Here is a 26,376-nt window from a genome sequence, read left to right on the forward strand (position 1 = left end):
GGATGGGGCGGAATGCGTGCCATATCGGTGCGTGTCGAGATATGGCGCACCATTTTGCGACAGGCACAAAAAAGAACTGTGGGAGCGAGCTTGCTCGCGATAGCAGCGGATCAGCCACTATCAATGCCACTGACAGACCGCTATCGCGAGCAAGCTCGCTCCCACAGTGAGTACATTCGGGGTTTATTCGGTACTGCCCAGCCCTTGCCAATGCTTGAGGCCAATAAAGATGAACCGCAGTTGCTGGGTAATCTTCGCCTGGGGCGTTAGGTGCTCGGGGAGGGCTTGGGCGGGTGGGTCGATGATGTCCGGCAGGGTGGCAAACACGCTTTTGACGATGAGATCGGCCATCACGCCCAGGGCGGCCAGGTCCAGGTGCTGCAGCTTGGGCATCAAGGCCAGGTCGGCGGCCAGGTCCGAGCTGATATCTTCGCGCAATTGGGCGATGGCCTGGCGCACCGGCAGCGAGCCGCCATATTGCTCGCGGGCCAGGAACAGGAATTGGGATCGGTTGACCTGCACCACATCGAGAAAGATCCGCACCGACGCATCGATAATGCCGCCCATGACGAACTCGTTGTGGCGGACCAGGCGGATGGTTTCGCGGAAGGTCTGGCCGACTTCGCTGACCAATGCCAGGCCCAGTTGGTCCATGTCCTCGAAGTGCCGGTAGAACCCGGTGGGCACGATGCCCGCCGTCCTGGCGACTTCCCGCAGGCTCAGGCTGCCGAATCCCCGGCCGCATTCCATCAAATGACGGGCTGCGTCCATCAGGGCAATTCGAGTCTGTTGTTTCTGTTCGGCGCGGGGCAGCATCACAAGGCTGACTTCTGATTCACGGGAGCGATGCACTCTAGCAAATCGGCTTTGCCGACGTCGAACGGTAGAGAGGGATCGGGCGGGGGAAACGAGGGGGCTTGGAAAGTCAAAAGCCCGATTGGGGAAATCGGGCTTTTTTCTGGGCCAGCATGGGCTCAGCTCACTGTGCTGTTGCGTTCGATCACACGGTCACCACCGCCTTCGGCCACGGTATCGCCCATTTTGGTGCGGGAAGAACCGTCTTCGGCGAGGGTCTGGCCTGGAGTGCGGTCGGAGCCGTCAGCTGCCAAGGTCTGGCCTGGAGTGCGGTCGGAACCGTCGGCTGCCAAGGTCTGGCCTGGAGTGCGGTCGGAACCGTCAGCTGCCAAGGTCTGGCCTGGGGTGCGGTCGGAACCATCAGCTGCAACGGTATCGCTTTGTTTGGTGCGGTCATAACCGTCCTCGACCAGGCCTTTTTGTTCCAGGCGATCGCGACCACCTTCGGCAACAGTCTGGCTGTAGACAGAGTGGTTGTCCTTGACCTGTGGCGTGGCTTGTTCGGACGCTGGCAGTGCGAAGGCAGTAGAGGCCAGCAGTGAAAGGGACAGGCTCATCAGTAATTGGCGTTTCATGATCGTTGCTCCTTGGGAGGGCGATAAAGTGGGTACGAGGGCAATGCTACTCTCGATAAGTCGATATAAAAGTTCATAAACGCAATGGTAATAATCAACGGAATTGATTGTTCGAAGCGAAGGCTCTAGAACGGGGGTTTCAGGGGTGCGCTTTTGCACCGTGGTGGGTATTTTGTACCCATCGCTGCCTCGTAAATGTGCGGGCGCGGTAACAGTTTGTTGGCTGATCGGTCAGGAACCTGGCGTTTTTTTGTGCCGCTCATCGGCACCTGTTGGCGGTTTTACCAGTCCAACCCTTCATGGCGAACCGACTGCAGGTTCGTGTTTTCAGAGGCGTCGCGGTTGCGGACGCTGATTTGTCATCAGGAGCCTCGTGCATGACGCGCACCTCGAAAATCCTCGCCTGGAGCTTTGCCAGCCTTGTTGTCCTGCTGGCGGTGCTGGTCCTGGTCATTGCCTTCTTCGACTGGAACCGCATCAAGCCTGCGCTCAATGCCAAGGTTTCCGAGGAATTGCATCGCCCCTTCGCCATCAACGGCAACCTGGCGGTGGTCTGGCAGCGCGAGCCGGCAGAAGGTGGCTGGCGTGCCTGGTTGCCGTGGCCCCATGTGGTGGCCGAAGACTTGAGCCTGGGTAACCCGGACTGGTCGAAAACCCCGCAAATGGCCACGCTCAAGCGTGTCGAACTGCGCGTTTCGCCCTTGGCCTTGCTGGCCCGGCGAGTGGCGATTCCGCGCATCGACCTGACGGAGCCCAACGCCAACCTGCAACGCCTGGCGGACGGTCGCGCCAATTGGACCTTCCAATTCGATCCAAAAGACCCGGACGCCGAGCCGTCCAGCTGGGTGGTGGACATCGGCGCCATCGGCTTCGACAAGGGGCACGTCACCCTGGACGACCAGACGCTCAAGACCCGACTCGACCTGTTGATCGATCCGTTGGGCAAACCCATTCCGTTCAGCGATATCGTCGGCGACAAGGCCGCGAAAAAAGCCCAGGACCAAGGCGCGACGCCGCAGGACTACGCGTTCGCCTTCAAGGTCAACGGGCAGTATCACGGGCAAAACCTGACCGGCTCCGGCAAGGTCGGTGGCTTGCTGGCCTTGCAGGATGCGTCCCGACCCTTTCCGCTCCAGGCCCAGGCGAAGATCGGCGACACCCGCGTCGAACTGGCCGGCACCCTCACCGACCCGCTGAACCTCGGGGCCCTGGACTTGCGCCTGAAACTGGCCGGCAACAGCCTCGCCAATCTCTACCCGCTGACCGGCGTGACCCTGCCGGATTCACCCCCTTACGCCACCGACGGACGCTTGATTGCCAAGCTGCATGAGCCGGGTGGGGCACTGTTTCGCTATGAGGCATTCAACGGCAAGATCGGCGATAGCGATATCCATGGCGACCTGGCCTATGTCGCCAGCCAGCCGCGGCCGAAACTCAGTGGTGCGCTGGTTTCCAATCAACTGCTGTTCAGCGACCTGGCGCCGCTGATCGGTGCGGACTCCAATGCCGAGCAAAAGGCCCGGGGCGGCGCGAGCAAGCAGCCGACCGGCAAGGTCTTGCCCGTGGAAGAGTTTCGCACCGAGCGCTGGAGTGTGATGGACGCCGATGTGGAGTTCACCGGCAAGCGAATCGTCCACAGCGAGCAACTGCCTTTCACCGATCTGTATACCCATCTGGTGCTCAACGATGGGCAGTTGAGCCTTGAGCCCCTGCGCTTCGGCGTGGCCGGTGGCCGGCTCGATGCGCAGATCCGCCTTAACGGGCGCACCCGACCCCTTGAAGGCCAGGCGAAGCTGACGGCGCGAGGGTTCAAGCTCAAGCAACTGTTCCCGGGTTTCGAGCCGATGAAAACCAGCTTCGGCGAGCTCAACGGCGATGCTGACATCACCGGGCGCGGCAATTCGGTGGCGGCGTTGCTGGGCACCTCCAACGGCACCCTGAAAATGCTCATCAACGATGGTGCCATCAGTCGGGAATTGATGGAGCTGGCGGGACTGAACGTCGGCAACTATGTGGTGGGGAAAATCTTTGGCGACAAGGAAGTGAAGATCAACTGCGCGGCGGCGGATTTCGACATCAAGACGGGCCTGGCGACCACGCGTCTGTTCGTGTTCGACACCGAGAACGCGATCATCTACATCGACGGCACGGCGAACATGGCGACCGAACAGTTGGACCTGACCGTCACCCCTGAGTCCAAAGGCTGGCGCCTGATTTCCCTGCGCTCGCCGTTGTACGTGCGCGGCCCGTTCGCCAAGCCCGCCGCGGGGGTCAAGGCCGTGCCCCTGATGCTGCGCGGTGCCGGGATGGTGGCGTTGGGCGTGATCGCCGCGCCGGCGGCCGGGTTGCTGGCGCTGGTGGCGCCCAGCGGCGGTGAGCCGAACCAGTGTGCGCCGCTGTTGGAGCAGATGAAGGCGGGCAAGGCGCCGGTGACGGTCAAGCCTACCCGGTAGCCGGATTGTGCGGTGAGGCGACTGGCCTCATCGCGAGCAAGCTCGCTCCCACAGGGGATTTGCAGCGCTCGGCCCCTTGTGGGAGCGAGCTTGCTCGCGATGGGGACCTAAAGGCTCTTACAGATCGGCCAGGATATCGGCCATATCATCAGCATGCTCTTCTTCCTGGGCCAGGATGTCTTCGAAGATGCGCCGGGTGGTCGGGTCTTTTTCGCCGATGTACTGGATGATTTCCCGGTAGCTGTCGATGGCGATCCGTTCGGCCACCAGGTCCTCGTACACCATTTCCTTGAGGGTGTTGCCTGCGACGTACTGGGCGTGGGAATTGCGGGTCAACAGGTCGGGGTTGAACTCCGGCTCACCGCCCAACTGCACGATGCGCTCGGCGAGTTTGTCGGCGTGTTCGGCTTCCTGGTTCGCGTGCTCGAGAAACTCACTGGCCGCCACGCTGGCCTTGAGGCCGGAGGCCATGAAGTAGTGACGCTTGTAGCGCAGCACGCAGACCAGCTCGGTGGCCAGCGCTTCGTTGAGCAGGCGGATGACTTCCTGCCGATCGGCGCCGTAGCCTTCGGTCACTGCGCCGTTCTGCACGTTCTGCCGTGCCCGTTCGCGCAGGGTGGTTACATCGGATAAGTGCATGTCGCTCATCTCGTTCTCCTGGAGGCTGATCCGGTTGAGGCGTCACGCTCTGCTGGCGCGATCACTTTAAATCTGAGTGACGCGGTCCTGAAAAAGTTTTACCGAATTTTTCAGCGCATAACCGGACAGCCGCGCTTCCTCCCCCAGCCACTGGAAGAAGGCCCGTACCGGTGGATGGCGTTCGCGGCCCGGGACGCACAGGGCGCTGTAGCCGGCGCCGCTCACCTGGACGTCCGGGCGATAGCCCACCAACAAGCCGCTGGCGATGCTTTCCGATGCCAGGATATTGCTCGCCAACACCAGGCCCTGCCCGGCAATCGCCGCTTGCAAGGCGTAATGCTCCTCGTCGTACTCGCGCATGCACGGCTGCCGGGTGAGCCAGGTTTCCCCGGCCTGGGCACACCAGGCGTCCCAACCGTGGGCGTACAGCTTGGAGTTGTGCCAGCGCACGCTGATCAGCGTTGGTGGCTGCCGGGTCGCCAGGGCCACCTGCTCAGGCGAACCGTAGACCCCGAAGCTTTCATCGAACAGGCACATGCCGTACAGGTTCGGGTAGGCGTCCAGGCTGTAGCGCACCACCAGGTCGACGCTGGCGTCCTGATGCAGGTCGATCACCTCGCAATGGGTGTCCAGGCGCACGTTGATGTTCGGGTGACGTGCATAAAAGCGCCCCAGGCGAGGCACCAGCCACAGGGCGGCAAACGCGGCGGTGGTGGACAGGGTCAGGTGGGTGGTACTGCGTTGCGGGCGCAGGGTGTCGACGCTTTGCGCCACTTCCAGCAAGGCTCCGTGCAGGCTATGGAACAAGCGTTGCCCGCCTTCGGTGAGGCGCACCTGGCGTGGCAGGCGTTCGAACAGCATCAGCCCCAGCCAGCTCTCCAAGGATCGAATCTGGTGGGAGACCGCCGTCGGCGTCACCGATAACTCCGCCGCGGCCGCCTTGAAACTGAGCAGCCGCGCGGCGGATTCGAAGGCGCGCAGAGCGTTGAGCGGCAGGTTGGCGAACATTTTAATTCTCCTGGAACGCAATGGATGAAATTAACTCATCCAGATTAACTAACGCTCATTTGTCTGTAAGCAGCTCTGAACTTCAAGCTGCAAGGCACAAGCAATGTTGATTGTAGCCGCATAAAAGGAGATTCAGATGAGCAAGATTCTTGTGGTGCATGGCAGTCCCCGTGGCGAGCGTTCCCATTCCCGGCGCCTGGCCGAGGCCTTTGTCTCGGCGTGGCAGGTCGCCCACCCGCAACCCCAAGTGACCCGTCGCGAAGTCGGACGCACGGTCATTGCGCCGGTCAACGAAGCCTTTATCGCCGCGGCGTTCTACCCCGAGCCTCAGGCTCGACCGTTGATCATGCAAGCGGACCTGGCCCTGAGCGATGCCTTGGTCGCGGAGCTGCAAGCCCATGATCGACTGGTGATCTCCGCGCCCATGCACAATTTCAGCGTGCCCAGCGGTGTGAAGGCCTGGATCGACCAGATCGTGCGCATCGGGCTGACGTTCAACCACAGCCTGGACAACGGCGTGTCGCACTACGAGCCGCTGGTGCTGGGCAAGAAGGCGCTGATCGTGACCAGCCGTGGCGATTTCGGTTTCGGGCCGGGCGGACCGCTGGAGAGCATGAACCACGCCGACACGCTGTTGCGCACTGTATTGGGGTTCATCGGCATCACTGATGTGACGGTGGTGGCGGCCGAAGGCGAAGAGTCGGCCGAGCGCAGCTTTGCGTTGTCCTGTGCCGAGGCCGAGGAGCGCTTGCTGGCACTGGCACGGTCTTTCTGAGAAGGGCTGCGGCGCAGCCCAGCGGGAGCAAGCTCCCTCGCCACGGATTCGTACGGGTGTCATAGACTGGTCATCATCGGTACCGATGCTGATCACCTCTTGATCACAAGGATGTCGCCATGTCGCAACGCTGCGCCACTCGTTACCCGCTGGTGCTGGTCCCGGGCATGTTCGGGTTCATACGCCTGGTGCTGTATCCGTACTGGTATGGGATCGTCTCGGCGTTGCGTCGCGGTGGGGCCGTGGTGGTGGCGGTGAAGGTTTCGCCGTTGCATTCGTCCGAGGTGCGCGGCGAGCAATTGCTGGCACTGATCGACGACATACTGCGGCAAACCGGTGCGCAGAAGGTCAACCTGATTGGCCACAGCCAGGGCAGCCTCACCGCCCGCTATGCGGCCGCCAAACGCCCGGACCTGGTGGCGTCGGTCACGTCGGTGGCCGGCCCCAACCATGGCTCCGAACTGGCCGATTACCTCCAGGCCCACTACCCGGCCGACAGCGCCAAGGGACGTGTGCTCAGTGTCGCGCTGCGCTTGATCAACGCCCTGATGAGCCTGCTGGACATCGGCTATCGCGGGCCAAAGCTGCCGGTCAACCTCAATGCCTCCCATGCCTCCCTGACCACCGCCGGAGTGACGCTGTTCAATCAACGTTATCCACAGGGCCTGCCGGTCACCTGGGGCGGGCGGGGGCCGGAAGAGGTCAATGGCGTGCGCTATTACTCCTGGTCCGGCACCTTGCAGCCGGGCAAGACCGATAAAGGGCGCAACCTGTTCGACGGCACCAACCGCACTTGCCGTCTATTTGCCCGCACCTTTGTCAGGGAAGCGGGGCAGTGCGACGGTTTGGTCGGGCGCTACAGCTCACACCTGGGCATGGTTATCGGCGATGACTATCCGCTGGATCACTTCGACATCGTCAATCAGTCGCTAGGGCTGGTGGGCAAGGGGGCCGAGCCGATCCGGTTGTTTGTCGAGCATGCCGAGCGGTTGAAGGCCGCGGGGATGTAACCCGTTGGACCGCGTTATCGTTCATCGCGAGCAAGCTCGCTCCCACAGTGGATTTGCAGTGCTCGGTCCATTGTGGGAGCGAGCTTGCTCGCGATGGCGTCAGCCAGGGCGCCGCCGGTTTACCACTGAACACAGATGAAGGTGTAACAGGCTTTGTCTACACTGCACCTCATCGCCGCACCCTCGTGCGGCAGCGAGGAGAAACACCATGAAGATGCTTCGTGTGCCTTTGTTGATGATCGGTTTGCTGCTGTGTTCCCAGGGCTTCGCCGCGACGGTGCAGCAGACCAAGATGACCACCTGCAACGCCGACGCCACCGCCAAGGCGCTCAAGGGCGACGAGCGCAAGGCGTTCATGAGCACCTGCCTCAAGGCTGCACCGAGCACCCCGCAAGAGCGCATGAAGAGCTGCAACGCCACGGCCACCGAGCAGGCGCTGAAGGGTGATGCCCGCAAGGCGTTCATGAGTGAGTGCCTGAAGAAGAAATAAGTGTTGAATCCATGGGCCCTATCGCGAGCAAGCTCGCTCCCACAGTGGATCTGTATTGCCCGGTCCAGGGTGGGAGCGAGCTTGCCCGCGATGGGGCCGGCGCAAAAGTTACAAAAAACCCCTGAACTGCGACCAAGGTCGGCCGACACAATCCCTAGTGCTGCCAGCGGATCGCTGGCAGACTGCCGATCCTTTCACGCCGTTTTGTCCTGAGGCTGTATGCCAACGTTTTCTCAGCGTCATGTGTTGTTGGTGATCAGTTGGGTGATCATTTTTGGTGGGTTGTTGCTGGTGCTCCCGCTGCGCCTGTTGCCGAGCCTGCTGGCCGGGCTGTTGGTGTTCGAGCTGGTCAACATGCTCACCCCGCAGTTGCAGCGCCTGATCGAAGGTCGCCGCGCCCGCTGGCTGGCGGTGGCGTTACTGGGCACGCTGGTGGTCAGTGTGCTGACGCTGATCTTCGCCGGCGCCTTCAGTTTCCTGCTCCATGAGGCGGAAAACCCCGGGGCCTCCCTGGACAAGTTCATGGCGGTGGTCGATCGCGCCCGTGGGCAATTGCCGCCGTTCATCGACGCCTACCTGCCGGCCAGCGCCGCCGAGTTCCGGGTGGCGATCGGTGACTGGGTGAGCAAGCACCTGAGCGACCTGCAACTGGTGGGCAAGGACGCGGCCCACATGTTCGTGACGCTGCTGATCGGCATGGTGCTGGGGGCCATCGTTGCCCTGCAGCGCATTCCCGACCTGACCAAGCGCAAGCCCCTGGCCGCCGCGCTGTTCGATCGCCTGAACCTGCTGGTCAAGGCGTTTCGCAACATCGTCTTCGCTCAAATCAAGATTTCCCTGCTCAACACCTTCTTCACCGGGATTTTCCTCGCGGTGGTGCTGCCGCTGTTCGGCATTCATCTCCCGTTGACCAAGACCCTGATCGTGATGACCTTCCTGCTGGGGCTGCTGCCGGTCATCGGCAACCTGATGTCCAACACGCTGATCACCATCGTTGCCCTGTCGTTGTCGATCTGGGTGGCGGTGGCGGCGCTGGGTTACCTGATCGTGATCCACAAGCTCGAGTACTTTCTCAATGCCCGCATCGTCGGTGGGCAGATCAGCGCCAAGTCCTGGGAACTGCTCATGGCAATGCTGGTGTTCGAAGCCGCGTTCGGCCTGCCGGGGGTGGTGGCGGGGCCGATTTATTATGCGTATCTCAAGAGTGAGTTGAAGCAGGTGGGGATGGTCTGATTCGATAGTGATGGTGACTGATCTGGCGCCATCGCGAGCAAGCTCGCTCCCACAGTTGAGCGCATTCCTTCTGAAGGAACTCGGTTAACTGTGGGAGCGAGCTTGCTCGCGATTCACGCGCCTCGGTCCTGGATCAGACCTGGCTCCCATAGCGCTTCATCGCCTCAATCGCCAACCCACTGCCAATACTGCCGAAGATATTGCCTTCCACATGCCGCGCCTGGGGCAGCATCGCCGAGACGCTGTTGCGCAATGCCGGAATGCCGCTGGAACCGCCGGTGAAGAACACCGTGTCGACCTGATCGACCCGCACGTTGGCATCGTTGAGCAACTGCGTGACGCTGCCGCGCACCCGCTCCAGCAAGCCGTCGATGGCCGTTTCGAACAGGGCCCGGCTCAGATCCACGCTCAGGCCGGGCTCGATGCGGTCCAGGAGCAAATGACGCTGGTCGGTGTGGGTCAGCGCGATCTTGGTTTCTTCCACTTCCATCGCCAGCCAATGCCCGGCGCGCTGTTCGATCAGCTTGAACAGCCGATCGATGCCGCCGGTGTCTTCGATGTCGTAGCGCATGCTGCCCAAGGCCAGGGTGGACTTTTGCGAGTACACCGCGTTGATGGTGTGCCAGGTCGCCAGGTTCATGTGGTGGCTGGTGGGCATGTAGGCACCGCTTTTCATGCGGCTGCCGTAACCGAACAGTGGCATCAGGCCGGCCAGGGAGAGTTGCTTGTCGAAATCGGTTCCGCCGATGTGCACGCCACCGGTGGCGAGGATGTCGGCGTGGCGGTTGTCGTGGGTGCGACGCTCAGGGGACAGGCGCACCAGGGAGAAGTCCGAGGTACCGCCGCCGATGTCGACGATCAGCACCAGCTCTTCTTTCTCGATGGTCGATTCATAATCGAAGGCCGCCGCGATGGGCTCGTACTGGAACGAAACCTCCTTGAAGCCGATGGCGCGGGCCACGTCCACCAGGGTGTTTTCCGCTTCCTGGTCGGCCATTTCATCGTCATCGACGAAAAACACCGGGCGCCCCAGTACCACTTCTTCGAATTCCCGACCGGCGGTGGCTTCGGCACGTTGCTTCAACTGGCCGATGAACAGCCCCAGCAGATCCTTGAACGGCATCGCCGTGCCCAACACGCTAGTGTCGTGCTTGATCAGCTTGGAGCCCAGCAGGCTCTTGAGCGAGCGCATCAACCGGCCTTCGTAGCCTTCCAGGTATTCGTGCAAGGCCAGGCGGCCATACACCGGGCGGCGTTCCTCCAGATTGAAAAAGACCACCGAGGGCAGGGTGATCTTGTCGTCCTCCAGCGCGATCAACGTTTCCATGCCGGGGCGCAGCCAGCCGACGGTGGAGTTGGACGTGCCAAAGTCGATACCGCAGGCACGGGCCGGGGATGCGTTTTTCATGTCTTTCAGGTTCCAGTTGAAAAAACGGCCGCGCAGTGTATGTCAGTGCGGCGCGGATTCGAAGGCCGGTTATCTGCTAATTCTCGAACGCAGGCCTTGAAAGACACTCTTATACCCCCAAACTTGCAGGCATAGCCTGGCAGCCACAGGGCGGACACAAGAACCGCCACCCGCTGCCGATAAACTTCTGACGTGCCGCCCGGTCCCAATCTTGAGGTCGGTCAACCCGCTGTCCGGTCATCCGGGCATGCTGTGCGTGGCGGTGCGACATCGATAACGGATGGTGATGCTTAGATGGACTTCAAAGACTATTACAAGATCCTGGGTGTTGAGCCAACGGCGGACGACAGCACGATCAAGGCTGCCTACCGCAAGCTGGCGCGCAAGTACCACCCGGATGTGAGCAAGGAAAAGGACGCCGAGACCAAGTTCAAGGACGTCTCCGAAGCCTATGAAGCGCTGAAAAGCGCCGACAAGCGCGCCGAGTACGACGACTTGCGCCGCTACGGCCAACATGGCCAGCCGTTCCAGGGCCCGCCGGGTTGGCAGAGCCGTGGCGGTTTTGGCGGCCAGGACACGGGGGATTTCTCGGACTTCTTCAGTTCGATTTTCGGTAATCGCGGCCCGGGTTTCGGCGGCGGACAGTCAGGTCGCAGCGCCGGCCGTCGAGGGCAAGACGTGGAAATGGAATTACCGATCTTCCTGGAAGAAACCCTGTCGAACGAGTCGAAGAAAGTCACGTTCCAGGTGCCGCAATACAACGCGGCCGGCCAGCACGTGAGCAACACCAGCAAGAGCCTGAACGTGAAGATCCCGCTGGGCGTGACCGACGGCGAACGCATTCGCCTCAAGGGCCAGGGCGCGCCGGGTGTCGGTGGCGGCGCCAACGGCGACTTGTACCTGACCATTCGTTTCGCCCCGCACCCCAAATTCGACGTCGAAGGCCAGGACCTGATCATCACCTTGCCCCTGGCCCCGTGGGAATTGGCGCTGGGCACCGAAGTGGCGGTGCCGACCCTTACCGGCAAGATCAACCTCAAGGTTCCGGCCGGCAGCCAGAACGGCCAGCGCATGCGCGCCAAGGGCCACGGCCTGCGCAACAAGGCCGGCGAGCGCGGCTACCTGTTCGTGCAACTCAAGGCCGTGATGCCCAAGGCTAGCGACGAAGCGGTCAAGGCGCTGTGGGCGGAACTGGCGAAGAAAGCGGCATTCGATCCGCGGGAGAACTTCTGACCTCATTACATGTGGGAGCAAGGCTTGCCCGCGATGAATGCAACTCGATTTCCCAGGAATTGAGACACCTCTGTCGCGAGCAAGCTTTGCTCCCACAGATCCCCTCGCCACAGGTGTCCGTGTTCACATGGGCAGGCGGGACTAGACTCGACAGTTGAAGCATTGGGAGAAGCAGACCATGAACAACCCGATCATTGAACTGAACCTGCTGGAATTCTGTGAAGCCGCCGCATTGGCCGATGTCCATGTGATCGAAATCGTCGAGCATGGCATCCTCGAACCCCACGGCGCGGCCCCGACGGATTGGCGGTTTACCGATTACGAGCTGGCCCTGGCCAAGCGTGCCGCGAAGCTGCGGCACGACCTGGACCTGGAGTGGGAAGGCGTCGCCCTGGCGCTGGACCTGCTGGAGGAAGTTCAAGAACTGCGAGCCGAGAACCGTCGGCTACGTCAGCAACTGGGCCGCTGGGTGGACTGACAGGACTGCCGAGCGCATCAGTGCCTGGACAGGCAAAAACCTGAAAAAGCGATAAATAGATACCGCACTCATCGCTGACACACGGGATAGGCTCGGGTTTTCCAACGTCAAGGATGACCCGATATGCCAGGCTTCACCCCCCGTTTCGCCATTCCCCAGGGCGAGCATTTCGACCTGCTCAAAGCCCGTATTCCCGGCTGGTACAGCGGGGCCATCGTGCAACGCCAGCAGGAACTGAGCGATCATGAACTGACGCTTCCGCACTGGTATGCGAAAGCCTCCCCCGATCTCTGGAATAGCCTCAAGGACAGTCATTCCCGCTACCGCGAGCGCCTGAACCAGGTCGACAACCGACTGGGCAATATCCAGGATATTCGCGCCTTCGCCGAACCCTTGCTCGAGCAGGCGATCCTGGATGAATTCGGCTTCGCGCTGAACGTCAACGAGGTGTATTTCGTCCGCAAGTACGGGCGCAAGACCCGCGATGATTTTTTTGGGGCACTGGTCCTGGACAGCGAGGGCGGCCATTTCGATCGCTACGAATACCGTGGCACGTCATTGCTGGAGGCGGCGCTGGCCAATTTCGCGCCAGAGGAAGCGCGCAAACCCGCCTGTGCCGATTGCAACCTCATCACCGCGGTGCGCCCGTTCCTGGGCGGCGCTGTGGTGCCCTCCACCGACGCCGTTCGCGCAGGGGCACTGTCGATTGCCCCTGAAGCCTTCGCCAAGTTGTGTCGCACGTTGGATCTGGGGCGCCAGTATCAGGAGCACATCAACGCTGTCCTGCGGCCCGACGACAGCAAGACGTACAACCCGCTGGATCATTCGCTGGAGGAGTATCACCGGCAGGGCTTGGCACTGAGCATCCAGATCGCTAGGGCCAAGGCCGACATCAGCCCGACGGTCTACCAGATGTTGCAGCAGGTGGCCGAGGGGGCCAGCGACGTCACCCTCGATGGCCAGGCCGTGAGATTCACTTCCCTGAAAGTGTTCGACATCGAACTGGCCGGTCCACTGTTGATTGGCCCCGATCTTGAAAACAGTCGCCGGGTGGTGCCGGTCGTGGCCTACCTTCCGGGCGATCCCGAGCATCCTCTGAAAGCCTACGCCTCCAGCGCCGACTTCATGGCCGAACTGCGGCGACGCTTGCACAGTGGCGCCTACCGCCGCTTCTTCAGCCGTTTCGTGCCGCTGCGTCAGCAAGGGGCGTTTTTTCGGCAGTTCAAGCACCTCTATCAAATCTCCCCGACGGCCGATGACCAGGCCGATTTCCCACTCAAATCGTCGTTGCGCAACCTGCCCATGGGCACGGAGCCGATTCCCGGCGACCTGTGGGGCTCGCTGCGCCTGCGGCAAATCGAGAAGATCCAGGCCGACGCACGCGCGGTGGCCGTGCCTACCGGTGTTGAAGACAAAAAAGCACGCCTGGCGCGCCTGGACAGTTACCTGGACGCGGTGGTCGATGTGTTCAACCTGGCGGCGTTCGTCGTGCCAGGGCTGGGGCCACTGATGTTGACGGTCGGGGCCGTGCAGATGTTCAACGAGGCGTTCGAAGGCATCGAAGCGTTCGAGCGTGGGGAGACCCGGGAAATGTGGGCGCATTTCTCCAGCGTGGCCCTCAATACGGCCTTCGTCGCCACCGGTGCGGCGGTACTGCCGCACATTCGATGGTCGAGCACGGTGGATCAGTTGGAGGCGGTTCAATTGGCCAATGGCGAGTCGCGCCTGTGGCGCCCCGACCTGAGCGTTTACCAGAGTGAGCTGCAGCCTCCCGCGGCCTCAAGCCCGGATAGCCAGGGCCTGTATCGGGTCGAGAATCAGCAGGTCTTGCCGCTGGGTGAGCAACGTTTTGAAGTGCAACAGGATCCGCAAACCCTCCGCTATCGCATTCGTCATCCTTCCCGTCCGCAGGCCTACCAGCCCGAGCTGACGCACAACGGCAGCGGTGCCTGGCACCACGAACTGGAACAACCGCGTACTTGGGAAGGCCCGACACTGATGAGGCGTCTGGGCCATGGCGTCAAGGATTTCAGCGATGCCGAACTGGAGCAGATCCGCCTCGCCAGCGCGACCCCGCAGGACGTGCTGCGACGGTTGCATGTCGAGGGCGAGCCGGTGCCGGCGTTGCTGACCGACACGCTGGGTCGCTTCGACCTCTGCCGACAAATCGACACGTTCATCGGACAACTGCAAAGCGAGGAGCCGCCGGGCCATGACCTGGCCGAGCCGATGTTGCACCTGCTGACCCAATACGGCCCGTGGCCAAGAGGGTTGAAACTGAAGATCGTCGACGGCGCCGGCCGGACGCGCTGGGAATACGTCCGGCCCTCGGAAGGCGAGACGCCGGTTCGTGAGGCCAGCCTGACCGAGGCCAAGGTCCGCACGCCTGCGCTGTTGAAAAACCTGATCGAAGCGGTGGATGCCGCAGGCGTCGATCTGTTGGCCACGGCGAGCCCGCCGATTGCGAAAGCCCACATGGACGCTCGCGTCCGGCACCTGCGCCAGGCACTCGCCGAAACGGCAGTGAATGAAAAGGTGCAGTTGCTCAACGATTACTACGCCCTGGGCGAGACGCGAGGTGACCCCCGTGTGGCGCTGATCAAGTCCCGCTTTCCTTCGGTTCCAGCCACGGCGATCGAGCAGGTCATCACCTTGGCCGGCACCGAAGAGCTGCAGCAAATGGCCGCCTGGGATTTCGCCGATGCGAATCAGACCAAACCCATCCCTCTGCGCATCGCCGAAGAGCTGCGCCACTTCCAGCGTGTGGTGCGTCTGAACCGCGCCTACGAAGGCCTGCATCAGGACGCCTTGGTCACGGCGGACACGCCTCGACTGGTGTTGGCTACCCTGGAAACCTTGCCCGGCTGGAGCGGCACGCTGCGCATCGAATTGCGCGAGGCCGTTGTGTCCGGCACCTTGATCGACAGCATCGGGCCGCAAAATGCGGCGCAGACCAAGGTCGTGGTCAGGGATGATGAGCGCTACCAGGCCTTTGACGACAACGGCAATGAACTGAGCCATTGGGGCAGCCTCTTCGATGCCTTGCAGCATGCCCTGCCGGATGCCGAACGCCGGGCCATGGCTCGACCTTCGATTCATCACGGCGACCTGTTGAAAGAGGCGGTCGGCGCTTCGCCGGTGGACCGGGATGCGCTGGCGCGCCGCTTGAAGATGCCCGCACTCAAGCCCGCCTTTAAATCGCCGATGCGCCTGGCTTCGGGCCAAGTCGGTTATCCCTTGGGTGGACTACGGGATTGGTTGGGCCTGGGCCGAACGGCGGAAAGCCGGGTGCTGGAGCTGTACCCGAGTTACACGGCGGCACAAACCGATGCGCTGTTGCGAGCTCTGGGCGACGGCGCGGTGAGGGAGCTCCAGCGACGTAGCGTCGAGCTGAAAATGCTGCGCCGGGATCTGGACCGTTGGGTCGCTACCCTCGGCTGGCGTGACGTGGGTAATCACCCGACTGTAGTACCGCAGACGATCAGGCAGGTGATGGCCGAACAAATCGAGCGATGCTGGCGGCGTCAGACCCGGCTCGTTGTGGCAGCGGATCTGCGCACGATCGGCTATGAGCTTGATTTGAGCGGATTGGACATCGGGGCACTGCCGGAACTGACGGCCGACTTCAGTCATGTAGGGGTGCTCAAGCTGCGTGACATGGGCTTGACGCTGCATCACTGCGAAAGCTTCCTCAGCGGATTTTCCTCCATTCGCCGGTTGGACCTGTCCAGGAACCGGTTGATCGATATTCCCAGGGCCTTGGAGGGGATGAGGGACTTGGAGACGCTGCAACTGGAGGCGAACCGGATCGGCCTGACACCGCGTAGCGTTGACATCCTGCAAGGCCTTACTCGCTTGAGAAGCCTCGACCTGGACAACAACCCGCTGGGGCGCCTACCGGACTTCAGCAGGTTGCCTGACCTGGAGCGATTGAACCTGAAAAATACCGGGATCACTGCCTGGCCCACCGGCCTGCGCGACCAGCCGCTGGAGCTGATTGATTTGCGCGACAACGGCTTGACCCAGGTGCCGGATCACCTGCTCGACCCGCCCGCCGAGCGTGCCCATGCCACGGCACGCCTCAATCGCGTGACGCTGTTGCAGGGCAACCCGTTGAGCGAGGTGGTCCAACAGCGTTTGCGTGATTATTGGGTGACGGTCTTGCAGACGCGTCCTGAATGGGCAGTCCTGCGTTTGCCCGAGGCGTTTGGGTTTTCAGCGTCGGTCGGGCCGTCGAATATGCAGCAATGGCTGCTCAACCTGCCTGCGGGCCAACTGGCGGACAAAAGAGCTGTGTGGCAAAGCCTGGCGGATGAACCGCAATCGGGAGAGTTTTTTGAGTTATTGCATCGGTTGGCTAAATCTTATCAGAGCCTGAAAGATTATCCGGACCTCCAGGCCCGCGTCTGGCAGATGCTCGACGCGATGGGGCGTTCCACCGAGCTGCGTGATGAACTGTTCGACCTGGCTGGCCAACCGGCCTGTGAAGATCGCGCAGCCTTGTCGTTCAGCTACCTGGAAATCCGCTTGATGATCCACAACGCCAGGGCCTTGGCGGTTGGAACGGATGAAGCGGCAACGCTCTTCCAGCTGGCCAAGGGGCTGTTTCGCCTCGATGAGGTGGAGCGTATTGCCCTGCAGGACATCCAGCGGCGCCGTGACGCGATCAATGCCCGCACCGACCTGACCAACGATCAAAAGATCGAGAACCTGGCGCTGATCGAAGAGGTCGAGGTCCGTCTGGCTTACCGGGCGGGGCTCAAGGATCGACTGGGGTTACCGGGGCAACCCGCGGGCGGGGTTTTTCTCACGCTGGGAGATGTCAGCCCCGACATGCTCGACGCCGCCGCCAATCAGGTCCTGGAACTGGACGATTCACCCCAGCAGTTTCAATCGCTGGTGGGTCGGGATTTCTGGATCGATTATTTGAAGCAGCAGCATGGGGCTGCCTTCCAGGCGCTGAATGACACCCTCATCGCCAACCAGATTGAGCTGGATGAAGCGAAGGCCGCCGGCACTTTGGAGGAAGCCGACTACGTCAGCCAGTCCGAGGCGCTGGGCCTGCAGCACAAGATCAAGGAAGCGGAGCTGGTCCAGGCGTTGACGCGAACCGAGCTGGAAGCGCTGCCGGAAAGTACCGATCTGTAGGGTGAGCCAGTCCCGTCATCTCAGACAGGCATAAAACCCGTGGCGAGGGAGCTTGCTCCCGCTGGGGTGCGAAGCAGCCCTCGCTTTTTTTGCGGTTGCTGCGCAACCGAGCGGGAGCAAGCTCCCTCGCCACAAGAACTGCACAAGAACTGCGCGGGTTCAAAACAGGAAATAACGCTGCGCCATCGGCAGCACTTCGGCCGGTTCGCACCACAGCAACACGCCGTCGGCCTTGACCTGGTAGGTCTGCGGATCGACGTCGATGTTCGGCAAGTAGTCGTTGTGAATCAGGTCGGTCTTCTGCACATCACGGCAGCCTTTGACCACGGCGATTCTTTTCTTCAGCCCCAACCGCTCCGGCAATCCGGCCTCGGCGGCGGCCTGGCTGATGAAGGTCAGGCTGGTGGCATGCCGCGAGCCGCCGAAGCTTGCGAACATCGGTCGGTAGTGCACCGGCTGCGGCGTCGGGATCGAGGCGTTGGCGTCGCCCATCAGGCTGGCGGCAATCGCTCCGCCCTTGAGGATCAACGTCGGCTTGACGCCGAAGAACGCCGGGCGCCACAGCACCAGGTCGGCCCACTTGCCCACTTCGATGGAACCCACTTCATGGCTGATGCCATGGGTGATCGCCGGGTTGATGGTGTACTTGGCGATGTAGCGCTTGATGCGGAAGTTGTCGTTGCCTTCGCCGTCACCGGGCAGGGCGCCGCGTTGCTTCTTCATCTTGTCGGCGGTCTGCCAGGTGCGCGTGATGACTTCGCCGACGCGGCCCATGGCCTGGCTGTCGGAGCTGATCATCGAGAAGGCGCCGAGGTCGTGGAGAATGTCTTCGGCGGCGATGGTCTCGCGGCGGATGCGGCTTTCGGCGAAGGCCACGTCTTCGGCAATGCTCGGGTCCAGGTGATGGCAGACCATCAGCATGTCCAGGTGCTCGTCGATGGTGTTGCGGGTGAACGGTCGGGTCGGGTTGGTGGAGCTGGGCAACACATTGGCGAAGCCGCAAGCCTTGATGATGTCCGGCGCATGCCCGCCACCGGCACCTTCGGTGTGGTAGGTGTGGATGGTGCGGCCCTTGAACGCGGCGAGAGTGGTTTCGACAAAACCGGACTCGTTGAGGGTGTCGGTGTGGATCGCCACCTGCACGTCGTACTGGTCGGCCACGCTCAGGCAGTTGTCGATGGCCGCGGGCGTGGTGCCCCAGTCTTCGTGCAGCTTCAGGCCGATGGCCCCGGCCTTGACCTGCTCGATCAACGGTTCCGGCAGGCTGGCGTTGCCCTTGCCGGTGAAGCCGATGTTCATCGGGAAGGCATCGGCGGCCTGGAGCATGCGCGCCAGGTGCCACGGCCCGGAGGTGCACGTGGTGGCGTTGGTCCCGGTGGCCGGGCCGGTGCCGCCGCCGATCATGGTGGTGACGCCGCTCATCAGCGCTTCTTCGATCTGCTGCGGGCAGATGAAGTGAATGTGGGTGTCGATGCCGCCGGCGGTGAGGATCATACCTTCGCCGGCGATCACTTCGGTGCTGGCGCCGATGGCGATGGTCACGTCAGGCTGGATGTCCGGGTTACCGGCCTTGCCGATGGCCGCGATGCGCCCGTCCTTGAGGCCGACATCGGCCTTGACGATGCCCCAATGATCGATAATCAGCGCGTTGGTGATCAAGGTGTCGACGACCTCGGCGGCCAGCAACTGGCTCTGGCCCATGCCATCGCGAATCACCTTGCCGCCGCCGAATTTCACTTCTTCGCCGTAGGTGGTGAAGTCCTTTTCCACTTCGATCCACAACTCGGTGTCGGCCAGGCGGACCTTGTCACCGACGGTGGGGCCGAACATGTCGGCGTAGGCTTGGCGGGAGATTTTCATGTGCTTGCCTTGAGATTCAATTGAGTTTTGAAACCGTTCGCTGCGCTCACTCATCGCGAGCAAGCTCGCTCCCACATTTGATCGCGTTTCCCTGTGGGAGCGAGCTTGCTCGCGATGAGGTCAGTGCAGGCACCCTATGACTTACAGGTCGCCCATCACCCGCCCGGCAAACCCGAACACCCGGCGATGCCCGGCCAAGTCCACCAGTTCCACCTCGCGGCTCTGGCCCGGTTCGAAGCGCACCGCGGTGCCGGCCGGGATGTTCAGGCGCATGCCTCGGCTGGCGGCGCGGTCGAAGGTCAAGGCGTCGTTGGTCTCGAAAAAGTGATAGTGCGAACCGACCTGGATCGGCCGGTCGCCGCTGTTGGCGACGTTCAGCGTGAGCGTGCGGCGGCCGACGTTGAGTTCGATGTCGCCGGGCTGGACCTGGTATTGCCCTGGAATCATTGCGGTTGCCCCAAAATCTTGTAGTAAATGGCGGTCGGGGTGTAGGTCCCGTCCGGGCTCTGGCAGTAGTCGGGCAGTTCACCGACGCGGGTGTAGCCCATGGCGCGGTAGAACGCCTCGGCCTCGGAACCGGCCTCGGTGTCGAGGTACAACAAACCCCGCTTGTGCTGGCGGGCGCCGAGCTCCAGGGCGCTCATCAATTGCTGGCCCAGCCCCCGACGGCGGGCCTCGCCGCGCACCAGCAGCTTCTGCACTTCGGCACGGTTGAGGCCGTTGGGTTTCTGGCACAGGGCAAGCTGGACGCTGGCCTGCACCTGTTCATCCTTGACCACCACCCACAGCAACAGGTGGCCCTGGTTGAGGCTGGCCTGGACTTCGTCGAAATAGGCGCGGGCCTGGACGGCATCGAGATCGGCCATGAACCCCACGCTGGCGCCGTAGCCGACGGCGTCGAGCAACAGATCGATCAAGCCCTGGCGATAATGCGCAAAGCTTTCGGCGTGGACTCGACGCAACTGGGCAGCGTTCATTGGCTTTTCACTCCTTGTTGACGGCGGGCGGTAGCGCCCCGAGGTTGAGGTTCAACTGCATGAAGGTCAGGTCCAGCCAGCGGCCGAACTTGGTCCCCACCTCGGGCATCTGCCCGGTGATCACGAAACCGGCCCGCTCGTGCAGGCGAATCGAGGCCGCGTTGCCGCTTTCGATGGCGGCGACCATGACGTGTTTATCGCAGGCCCTGGCGCGCTCGATCAGCGCGCTCATCAACAACGGGCCAAGGCCATTGCCGCGCTGGTCGCTGCGTACATACACCGAATGCTCCACGGTGTGGCGGAAGCCGTCGAACGGTCGCCAGTCGCCGAACGAAGCGTAGCCGAGCACGTTGTCTTCGGCGTCGACGGCCACCAGCACCGGGTAGCCCTGGGTTTGCCGGGCGCTGAACCACGCCTGGCGGTTGCCCAGGTCAACGGCTTGTTCGTTCCAGATCGCCGTGGTGTTGAGCACGGCATCGTTGTAGATATCGCGGATCGCCGGCAGGTCGACGGCATGGGCGTCACGAACGTGGGCAGTCATGGCGTGGCCTCAGGCGATGGGTTGGTGGACGGTGACCAGTTTGGTGCCGTCGGGAAACGTCGCCTCGACCTGGATCTCCGGGATCATTTCCGGGATGCCTTCCATCACCTGCTCGCGGCTCAGCAGCGTGGTGCCGTAATGCATCAGGTCGGCGACGGTCTGGCCGTCACGGGCGCCTTCCAGCAACGCGGCGGAAATGTAGGCCATGGCCTCCGGGTAGTTGAGCTTCAAGCCACGAGCCAAGCGTCGTTCGGCGACGAGGCCGGCGGTGAAGATCAGCAGCTTGTCTTTTTCGCGTGGGGTCAGGTCCATGTGCAATCCATAAGGGCAGATAAAAAATTCGGGCTGTAAACACAGCTACCTGTTGGAGCAACGCCTGTGGGAGCAAAGCTTGCTCGCGATGAACGATAACGCGGTCCTTCCGGTCGACCGAGGCGCTGCCATCGCGAGCAAGCTTTGCTCCCACAGAAAGTCATTGCTTCCACACCATTGCTCCTACAGGAACGCAATTCAGGTACTCCAGATTCTCGGTGGCACAGCTTCTCGACCGAGCAACGCCGGGCGCAAAAGCCGCCACAATTCAATCAACCACCCCCGCGCCAGCAACGCCTCGCTCGCCAGGCAGCGGGCCACGACCAGGCCGGGCAATTGGGTCAGGTCGCCGCGCACGGCATGGCCCAGTGATCGGCAGTGTTCCAGCAATTGGCTGTCGATCTCGCCGGTCACCAGCAACGTGGCAAACACCGGATCACCGCCTAGCCCGATGGGTGAGTCGAGCAGCCCATCACCGCCCACAATGCGCTGGCGCTCGTGCCACAGCAACTGGCCATCGCGGCGAATGTCCAGTCGCGATTGAAAGTGCCCCAGGTCGAACCGCTCGCCGCTGGCCGGTCGGCCGAGGGCAACCATGTCCCAGTAGAGCAGGCGCCCGTCGCCCTGCAGGTCGATGCTCGTGCTGAGTTCGGCCTGGGCCGCGCTGAAGACGATGGTTTCCTGGGGCAGCCATTCCAGGGTCGCGCCGGGGGCTACGCTCAGGGTCAGTTGTTGGTACGCCGGCCCCGCGGCGCGGTACCACTTGGCCGCGCCTGGGCTGGTCAACTGCACCCAGGCGCCAGGGCCAACGTGGGCCGAGATGTCCAACCGGTCACCGCCGGCAATCCCGCCGGGCGGGTGGACGATGATGTGCTGGCACACCTCGGGGCCTTCGGCGTACAGGTGCTTCTGCACCCGCAACGGGCCTTTGTGGCGGCGCTGTACCGGACGTGTGCAATCGCCGAAGCGGGCGTAACCCAAGTCCAGCTCGGCTTGCCAGCTGGGGGTGAACAGGGCCGAAGGCGCCAATGAACAGACAGGTAGATTCATGATTTTCTGATTATCGTCGGGACGCTAAGACTAGATCGTAACCAGCCCGCGCACACCCTCGGCTTCCATGTTTTCTCCGCGCCCCTGCTGCACAATCTCGCCCCGGGACATCACCAGGTACTGATCGGCCAGCTCGGCGGCGAAGTCGTAGAACTGCTCCACCAGCAGAATCGCCATGTCGCCCCGGGCCGCCAGCTTCTTGATCACCACGCCGATCTCCTTGATCACCGAGGGCTGGATGCCTTCGGTGGGCTCGTCGAGAATCAGCAGGCGTGGCCGGCTGGCCAGGGCCCGGCCAATGGCGAGCTGCTGTTGCTGGCCGCCGGACAGATCCCCACCACGGCGCTGTTTCATCTGCAGCAGCACCGGGAACAATTCGTAGATGAATGCCGGCACTTCCTTGGCTTCGGCGCCGGGAAAGCGCGACAGGCCCATCAGCAGGTTTTCTTCAACCGTCAGCCGGCCGAAAATTTCCCGGCCCTGGGGTACGTAGGCAATGCCAGCGTGCACCCGTTGGTGCGGCTTGAAGGTGGTGATGGGCTTGCCTTCCCAGCTCACCGCACCTTCCTTGGCCGGCAACAGGCCCATCAGGCATTTGAGCAGGGTGGTCTTGCCCACGCCGTTGCGCCCCAACAGGCACGTCACCTCGCCGACCTTGGCGTCGAACGACAAGCCGCGCAGGATGTGGCTACCGCCGTAGTATTGGTGCAGTTTGTCGACTTGCAGCATCTTCAGATCTCCTCGAACCCCTTGTGGGAGCGAGCTTGCTCGCGATAGCGGTGGGTCAGCTTGCTTATTTGTTGAATGTGTCGCCGCCATCGCGAGCCAGCTCGCTCCCACAGAGAGCAGTGTTTGCCGGACTACCGACCGAGATACACCTCGATCACCCGCTCATTGTCCTGCACCTGTTCCAGCGACCCTTCAGCCAGCACGCTGCCCTGGTGCAGCACGGTGACGTGGTCGGCGATCGCGCCGACGAAGCCCATGTCGTGTTCCACCACCATCAGCGAATGCTTGCCCGCCAGGGATTTGAACAGCTCGGCGGTGAACTCGGTCTCGGCGTCGGTCATGCCTGCCACCGGTTCGTCGAGCAGCAACAGTTGCGGGTCCTGCACCAGCAGCATGCCGATCTCCAGGAACTGCTTCTGCCCGTGGGACAGCAGCCCGGCGGCGCGGTTGACTGACGTGCTGAGGCGAATGGTTTCCAGCACTTCGTTGATCCGGTCGTGTTGCTCGCCAGTCAGTTTTGCCCGCAGGCTGGCCCACACTGATTTATCGGTCTTGAGCGCCAGTTCCAGGTTTTCGAACACGCTCAGGGCTTCGAACACCGTCGGCTTCTGGAACTTGCGCCCGATGCCGGCCTGGGCGATCTGCACTTCACTCATGCTGGTCAAGTCCAGGGTTTCGCCGAACCAGGCGTTGCCGTGGCTGGGGCGGGTCTTGCCGGTGATCACATCCATCAGGGTGGTCTTGCCGGCGCCGTTGGGGCCGATGATGCAGCGTAATTCGCCGACGCCGATGTACAGGTTCAAATCGTTCAAGGCCTTGAAACCGTCGAAGCTGACGCTGATGTCTTCCAGGGTCAGGATCGTGCCGTGACGGGTGTTCAGGCCAACGCCGGCCGCCTGGCCGAGGCCGATGGCGTCGCGGCTGCTGCCTTGGTCTTTGTTGGGTTCGAGGATAGGTTCGAGCATGAAATCAGCCGTCGGTGTGATTCTCATTGTTCGCCTCTCTTCTTCAGCAAGCCGATCACGCCTTTAGGCAGATACAGCGTCACGACGATGAACAGCGCGCCAAGGAAGAACAGCCAATACTCGGGAAACGCCACGGTGAACCAGCTCTTCATGCCATTGACTACCCCGGCGCCCAACAACGGCCCGATCAGCGTGCCGCGCCCGCCAAGGGCGACCCACACAGCAGCCTCGATGGAGTTGGTCGGCGACATCTCGCTGGGGTTAATGATGCCCACCTGCGGCACGTACAACGCCCCGGCCAGGCCGCACAACACCGCGCTCAACACCCAGACGAACAGCTTGAAGCCACGGGGATCGTAGCCGCAGAACATCAGACGGTTTTCCGCGTCGCGCAGGGCGGTCAGCACACGGCCGAACTTGCTGCGGGCCAGGCGCCAACCAATGAACAGGCTCGCCACCAGCAACAACACCGTGGCGAAAAACAGCACCGCCCGGGTGCCCGGTTCGGTGATGCCAAAGCCCAGGATCGAACGGAAATTGGTGAAGCCGTTGTTGCCGCCAAACCCGGTTTCGTTGCGGAAAAACAGGAGCATCCCGGCGAAGGTCAGGGCCTGGGTCATGATCGAGAAATACACGCCCTTGATCCGCGAACGGAAGGCGAAGAAGCCGAACACCAGCGCCAGTAAGCCCGGCGCCAGCACCACCAGGCACATCGCCCAGAGGAAACTGTCGGTGCCGGCCCAGTACCAGGGCAACTCGGCCCACGACAAGAAGGTCATGAACGCCGGCAAGCCATCGCCGGCGGCCTGGCGCATCAGGTACATGCCCATGGCGTAACCGCCCAGGGCGAAGAACAAGCCGTGGCCGAGAGAGAGCAAACCGGCATAACCCCAGACCAGGTCCAGTGCCAGGGCGACGATGGCGTAGCAGAGAATCTTGCCCACCAGGGTCAAGGTGTAGGCGGAGACGTGCAACGGATTGTCCGCCGCCAACAGCGACAGCAACGGCAGGCTCAGCAGCACGGCCAGGATCAGCGCGCCGACGGCGAGGGTAACTTTAGGGCCGGCCTTTTGCGTGGCCGTGAGCATCAGGGGCTGGTTCATCAGTCGATTACCCGTCCTTTGAGCGCGAAGAGGCCTTGCGGACGCTTCTGGATGAACAGAATGATCAGCGCGAGGATCAGGATCTTGCCGAGCACGGCGCCGATCTGCGGTTCGAGGATCTTATTGGCGATGCCCAGGCCGAACGCGGCGAACACACTGCCGGCCAACTGGCCGACACCACCGAGCACCACCACCAGGAACGAGTCGATGATGTAGCTCTGGCCCAGGTCCGGGCCGACGTTGCCGATCTGGCTCAAGGCGACGCCACCGAGCCCGGCGATGCCCGAGCCGAGGCCGAAGGCGAGCATGTCGACCCGGCCGGTGGGCACGCCGCAGCAAGCGGCCATGTTGCGATTCTGGGTCACGGCTCGGACGTTCAGGCCCAGGCGTGTCTTGTTCAGCAGCAGCCAGGTCAACACCACCACGAACAAGGCGAAGGCGATGATCACGATGCGGTTGTACGGCAGCACCAGGTTCGGTAACACCTGGATCCCGCCCGAGAGCCAGGCCGGGTTGGCGACTTCGACGTTCTGCGCGCCGAACACCAGGCGCACCAGTTGGATCAGCATCAGGCTGATGCCCCAGGTGGCGAGCAGGGTTTCCAGCGGCCGCCCGTAGAGGTGGCGGATCACCGTGCGCTCCAGGGCCATGCCGATGGCCGCGGTGATGAAAAACGCCACCGGCAAGGCGATCAGCGGATAGAACTCGATAGCGTTCGGGGCGAAGCGCTGGAACAGCAGCTGCACCACATACGTGGAGTACGCACCGAGCATGAGCATCTCGCCGTGGGCCATGTTGATCACCCCCAGCAGGCCGAAAGTGATCGCCAGGCCGAGGGCGGCGAGCAGCAGGATCGAGCCCAGGGACATGCCGCTGAAGGCCTGGCCCAGCAATTCGCCGATCAGAAGTTTGCGCTTGACCTGGCCGAGGCTGGTTTCAGCGGCGGTGCGCACGGCGGCATCGGTTTCGACGCCGGGTTCAAGCAGACCTTCGAGGCGGGTGCGGGCCAGTGGATCGCCGGTTTCCCCCAGCAGGCGGACGGCGGCCAGGCGCACGTTCGGGTTGGTGTCCACCAGTTGCAGGTTCGCCAGGGCCAGGCTCAGGGCGGCGTGTACGTCTTCGTCCTGCTCGCCGGCCAGTTGCCGATCGAGAAACGCCAGTTGCGCGGGACGGGCACTTTTTTGCAGTTGCTGCGCGGCCGCCAGGCGTACGTGGGCATCGACGGCGAGCAGTTGATGGCTGGCCAGGGCGGTTTCGATCAGCCCGCGCAAGCGGTTGTTCAGGCGCAGGGTTTTTGGCTGGCTGTCGACAGTCAACTGGCCTTGTTGCAAGGCGTTGATCAGCTCGACGCGCTCAGGCTCCGGCTGCGCGGCCCAGGCTTCCAGGAGCTTGGCCTGCTGGGTCGGGTTGGCGGCGACGAAGTCTTCGGCGTCGCCGGCATGGGCCTCCAGTGGCAACAGCAGCACCAGGGCGAGGATGAGGCGGTAAAGGGCGGTGGGCATAGAGAGTCGCCTTGCGCGGACAATGTGGGAGC

At 62.6% G+C, this 26,376-nt stretch carries 23 protein-coding genes; 8 read left to right on the forward strand and 15 right to left on the reverse strand.

The features are described 5' to 3' along the window. Positions 1-183 precede the first annotated feature (183 nt). Both AC3A5O_RS24895 and AC3A5O_RS24900 read right to left on the reverse strand, forming a co-directional pair. Positions 184-816, reverse strand: a complete 633-nt coding sequence (locus AC3A5O_RS24895; protein ID WP_122567276.1) for a TetR family transcriptional regulator — start codon at positions 814-816, stop codon at positions 184-186. Positions 817-974: 158 nt separating this feature from the next. Then, entirely contained in the window at positions 975-1,430 is a 456-nt protein-coding gene (locus AC3A5O_RS24900) for a hypothetical protein (RefSeq protein WP_487753857.1), read from the reverse strand. 377 nt (positions 1,431-1,807) lie between these two features. Here AC3A5O_RS24900 and AC3A5O_RS24905 point away from each other — a divergent pair, with 377 nt between their 5' ends. Then, positions 1,808-3,883, forward strand: a complete 2,076-nt coding sequence (locus AC3A5O_RS24905; protein ID WP_487753858.1) for an AsmA family protein — start codon at positions 1,808-1,810, stop codon at positions 3,881-3,883. 117 nt (positions 3,884-4,000) lie between these two features. Here the strand turns inward: AC3A5O_RS24905 and AC3A5O_RS24910 are convergent, their stop codons facing one another. Together AC3A5O_RS24910 and AC3A5O_RS24915 are read right to left on the reverse strand one after the other, a co-directional pair. Further along, a complete protein-coding gene (locus AC3A5O_RS24910; RefSeq protein ID WP_060739387.1) occupies positions 4,001-4,531 on the reverse strand; it encodes a ferritin-like domain-containing protein in 531 nt (176 codons plus the stop codon). A gap of 57 nt (positions 4,532-4,588) precedes the next feature. Continuing rightward, positions 4,589-5,530, reverse strand: a complete 942-nt coding sequence (locus AC3A5O_RS24915) for a LysR substrate-binding domain-containing protein (protein ID WP_122567273.1) — start codon at positions 5,528-5,530, stop codon at positions 4,589-4,591. 136 nt (positions 5,531-5,666) lie between these two features. On the opposite strand from AC3A5O_RS24915, the gene AC3A5O_RS24920 reads away from it, so the two are divergent. From AC3A5O_RS24920 to AC3A5O_RS24935, 4 genes are all read left to right on the forward strand, one after another. Continuing rightward, complete coding sequence (locus tag AC3A5O_RS24920) at positions 5,667-6,305, forward strand: FMN-dependent NADH-azoreductase (RefSeq protein ID WP_122567272.1); 639 nt, start codon at positions 5,667-5,669, stop codon at positions 6,303-6,305. Positions 6,306-6,424: 119 nt separating this feature from the next. Then, on the forward strand, positions 6,425-7,315 hold the full coding sequence (locus tag AC3A5O_RS24925) for a lipase family alpha/beta hydrolase (RefSeq protein ID WP_487753859.1): 891 nt from the start codon (positions 6,425-6,427) through the stop codon (positions 7,313-7,315). A 208-nt stretch (positions 7,316-7,523) separates the two neighbouring features. Next, positions 7,524-7,805 carry a PsiF family protein gene (locus AC3A5O_RS24930; protein ID WP_305491621.1) on the forward strand — a complete coding sequence of 94 codons (282 nt, stop codon included), beginning with the start codon at positions 7,524-7,526 and terminating at the stop codon, positions 7,803-7,805. Between the two features lie 219 nt (positions 7,806-8,024). Further along, complete coding sequence (locus AC3A5O_RS24935) at positions 8,025-9,038, forward strand: AI-2E family transporter (protein ID WP_092171427.1); 1,014 nt, start codon at positions 8,025-8,027, stop codon at positions 9,036-9,038. Between the two features lie 133 nt (positions 9,039-9,171). On the opposite strand, the gene AC3A5O_RS24940 is transcribed toward AC3A5O_RS24935, so the two are convergent. Next, a complete protein-coding gene (locus tag AC3A5O_RS24940; RefSeq protein WP_305469502.1) occupies positions 9,172-10,446 on the reverse strand; it encodes an Hsp70 family protein in 1,275 nt (424 codons plus the stop codon). Between the two features lie 294 nt (positions 10,447-10,740). On the opposite strand from AC3A5O_RS24940, the gene AC3A5O_RS24945 reads away from it, so the two are divergent. The 3 genes from AC3A5O_RS24945 to AC3A5O_RS24955 all read left to right on the forward strand — a co-directional run bounded on the left by AC3A5O_RS24945 (position 10,741) and on the right by AC3A5O_RS24955 (position 17,305). After that, positions 10,741-11,679, forward strand: a complete 939-nt coding sequence (locus AC3A5O_RS24945; protein ID WP_122567268.1) for a DnaJ C-terminal domain-containing protein — start codon at positions 10,741-10,743, stop codon at positions 11,677-11,679. A gap of 178 nt (positions 11,680-11,857) precedes the next feature. Next, entirely contained in the window at positions 11,858-12,157 is a 300-nt protein-coding gene (locus AC3A5O_RS24950) for a chaperone modulator CbpM (protein WP_305469505.1), read from the forward strand. Positions 12,158-12,280: 123 nt separating this feature from the next. Next, positions 12,281-17,305, forward strand: coding sequence for an NEL-type E3 ubiquitin ligase domain-containing protein (locus AC3A5O_RS24955; protein WP_487753860.1), 5,025 nt, complete (start codon positions 12,281-12,283; stop codon positions 17,303-17,305). Positions 17,306-17,464: 159 nt separating this feature from the next. Here the strand turns inward: AC3A5O_RS24955 and ureC are convergent, their stop codons facing one another. The 10 genes from ureC to urtB form a co-directional block, all read right to left on the reverse strand. Continuing rightward, on the reverse strand, positions 17,465-19,165 hold the full coding sequence (ureC, locus tag AC3A5O_RS24960; RefSeq protein ID WP_354338494.1) for an urease subunit alpha: 1,701 nt from the start codon (positions 19,163-19,165) through the stop codon (positions 17,465-17,467). Between the two features lie 141 nt (positions 19,166-19,306). After that, the gene (locus AC3A5O_RS24965; RefSeq protein ID WP_014336352.1) at positions 19,307-19,612 is read right to left on the reverse strand and encodes an urease subunit beta; all 306 of its coding nucleotides are present in this window, start codon (positions 19,610-19,612) and stop codon (positions 19,307-19,309) included. After that, a complete protein-coding gene (locus AC3A5O_RS24970) occupies positions 19,609-20,142 on the reverse strand; it encodes a GNAT family N-acetyltransferase (RefSeq protein WP_060739380.1) in 534 nt (177 codons plus the stop codon). The genes AC3A5O_RS24965 and AC3A5O_RS24970 overlap by 4 nt, the downstream gene beginning before the upstream one ends. 7 nt (positions 20,143-20,149) lie before the next feature. Further along, positions 20,150-20,683, reverse strand: a complete 534-nt coding sequence (locus AC3A5O_RS24975; protein WP_305491625.1) for a GNAT family N-acetyltransferase — start codon at positions 20,681-20,683, stop codon at positions 20,150-20,152. A gap of 9 nt (positions 20,684-20,692) precedes the next feature. Beyond that, complete coding sequence (locus AC3A5O_RS24980) at positions 20,693-20,995, reverse strand: urease subunit gamma (protein WP_016967035.1); 303 nt, start codon at positions 20,993-20,995, stop codon at positions 20,693-20,695. Between the two features lie 198 nt (positions 20,996-21,193). Next, positions 21,194-22,045, reverse strand: coding sequence for an urease accessory protein UreD (locus tag AC3A5O_RS24985; protein ID WP_460080477.1), 852 nt, complete (start codon positions 22,043-22,045; stop codon positions 21,194-21,196). 30 nt (positions 22,046-22,075) lie between these two features. Then, complete coding sequence (gene urtE / locus AC3A5O_RS24990; protein ID WP_122567261.1) at positions 22,076-22,774, reverse strand: urea ABC transporter ATP-binding subunit UrtE; 699 nt, start codon at positions 22,772-22,774, stop codon at positions 22,076-22,078. Positions 22,775-22,905: 131 nt separating this feature from the next. Then, positions 22,906-23,766 (reverse strand): urea ABC transporter ATP-binding protein UrtD, encoded by an 861-nt coding sequence (urtD, locus tag AC3A5O_RS24995; RefSeq protein ID WP_487753861.1) that lies wholly within the window; start codon positions 23,764-23,766, stop codon positions 22,906-22,908. Continuing rightward, the gene (gene urtC / locus AC3A5O_RS25000) at positions 23,763-24,842 is read right to left on the reverse strand and encodes an urea ABC transporter permease subunit UrtC (RefSeq protein ID WP_305491627.1); all 1,080 of its coding nucleotides are present in this window, start codon (positions 24,840-24,842) and stop codon (positions 23,763-23,765) included. The genes urtD and urtC overlap by 4 nt, the downstream gene beginning before the upstream one ends. Next, positions 24,842-26,344, reverse strand: a complete 1,503-nt coding sequence (gene urtB / locus AC3A5O_RS25005) for an urea ABC transporter permease subunit UrtB (RefSeq protein ID WP_487753862.1) — start codon at positions 26,342-26,344, stop codon at positions 24,842-24,844. Before urtB ends, urtC begins: the two co-directional genes overlap by 1 nt. Between the last annotated feature and the right edge of the window lie 32 nt (positions 26,345-26,376).

Source organism: Pseudomonas sp. Soil_N_39 (assembly GCF_057655955.1).

Excerpts from the sequence above, each read along its gene's own strand:
- AC3A5O_RS24895 (WP_122567276.1), bottom strand. The coding sequence starts at position 816 with ATGCTGCCCCGCGCCGAACAGAAACAACAGACTCGAATTGCCCTGATG.
- AC3A5O_RS24900 (WP_487753857.1), bottom strand. The coding sequence starts at position 1,430 with ATGAAACGCCAATTACTGATGAGCCTGTCCCTTTCACTGCTGGCCTCT.
- AC3A5O_RS24905 (WP_487753858.1), top strand. The coding sequence starts at position 1,808 with ATGACGCGCACCTCGAAAATCCTCGCCTGGAGCTTTGCCAGCCTTGTT.
- AC3A5O_RS24910 (WP_060739387.1), bottom strand. The coding sequence starts at position 4,531 with ATGAGCGACATGCACTTATCCGATGTAACCACCCTGCGCGAACGGGCA.
- AC3A5O_RS24915 (WP_122567273.1), bottom strand. The coding sequence starts at position 5,530 with ATGTTCGCCAACCTGCCGCTCAACGCTCTGCGCGCCTTCGAATCCGCC.
- AC3A5O_RS24920 (WP_122567272.1), top strand. The coding sequence starts at position 5,667 with ATGAGCAAGATTCTTGTGGTGCATGGCAGTCCCCGTGGCGAGCGTTCC.
- AC3A5O_RS24925 (WP_487753859.1), top strand. The coding sequence starts at position 6,425 with ATGTCGCAACGCTGCGCCACTCGTTACCCGCTGGTGCTGGTCCCGGGC.
- AC3A5O_RS24930 (WP_305491621.1), top strand. The coding sequence starts at position 7,524 with ATGAAGATGCTTCGTGTGCCTTTGTTGATGATCGGTTTGCTGCTGTGT.
- AC3A5O_RS24935 (WP_092171427.1), top strand. The coding sequence starts at position 8,025 with ATGCCAACGTTTTCTCAGCGTCATGTGTTGTTGGTGATCAGTTGGGTG.
- AC3A5O_RS24940 (WP_305469502.1), bottom strand. The coding sequence starts at position 10,446 with ATGAAAAACGCATCCCCGGCCCGTGCCTGCGGTATCGACTTTGGCACG.
- AC3A5O_RS24945 (WP_122567268.1), top strand. The coding sequence starts at position 10,741 with ATGGACTTCAAAGACTATTACAAGATCCTGGGTGTTGAGCCAACGGCG.
- AC3A5O_RS24950 (WP_305469505.1), top strand. The coding sequence starts at position 11,858 with ATGAACAACCCGATCATTGAACTGAACCTGCTGGAATTCTGTGAAGCC.
- AC3A5O_RS24955 (WP_487753860.1), top strand. The coding sequence starts at position 12,281 with ATGCCAGGCTTCACCCCCCGTTTCGCCATTCCCCAGGGCGAGCATTTC.
- ureC (WP_354338494.1), bottom strand. The coding sequence starts at position 19,165 with ATGAAAATCTCCCGCCAAGCCTACGCCGACATGTTCGGCCCCACCGTC.
- AC3A5O_RS24965 (WP_014336352.1), bottom strand. The coding sequence starts at position 19,612 with ATGATTCCAGGGCAATACCAGGTCCAGCCCGGCGACATCGAACTCAAC.
- AC3A5O_RS24970 (WP_060739380.1), bottom strand. The coding sequence starts at position 20,142 with ATGAACGCTGCCCAGTTGCGTCGAGTCCACGCCGAAAGCTTTGCGCAT.
- AC3A5O_RS24975 (WP_305491625.1), bottom strand. The coding sequence starts at position 20,683 with ATGACTGCCCACGTTCGTGACGCCCATGCCGTCGACCTGCCGGCGATC.
- AC3A5O_RS24980 (WP_016967035.1), bottom strand. The coding sequence starts at position 20,995 with ATGGACCTGACCCCACGCGAAAAAGACAAGCTGCTGATCTTCACCGCC.
- AC3A5O_RS24985 (WP_460080477.1), bottom strand. The coding sequence starts at position 22,045 with ATGAATCTACCTGTCTGTTCATTGGCGCCTTCGGCCCTGTTCACCCCC.
- urtE (WP_122567261.1), bottom strand. The coding sequence starts at position 22,774 with ATGCTGCAAGTCGACAAACTGCACCAATACTACGGCGGTAGCCACATC.
- urtD (WP_487753861.1), bottom strand. The coding sequence starts at position 23,766 with ATGAGAATCACACCGACGGCTGATTTCATGCTCGAACCTATCCTCGAA.
- urtC (WP_305491627.1), bottom strand. The coding sequence starts at position 24,842 with ATGAACCAGCCCCTGATGCTCACGGCCACGCAAAAGGCCGGCCCTAAA.
- urtB (WP_487753862.1), bottom strand. The coding sequence starts at position 26,344 with ATGCCCACCGCCCTTTACCGCCTCATCCTCGCCCTGGTGCTGCTGTTG.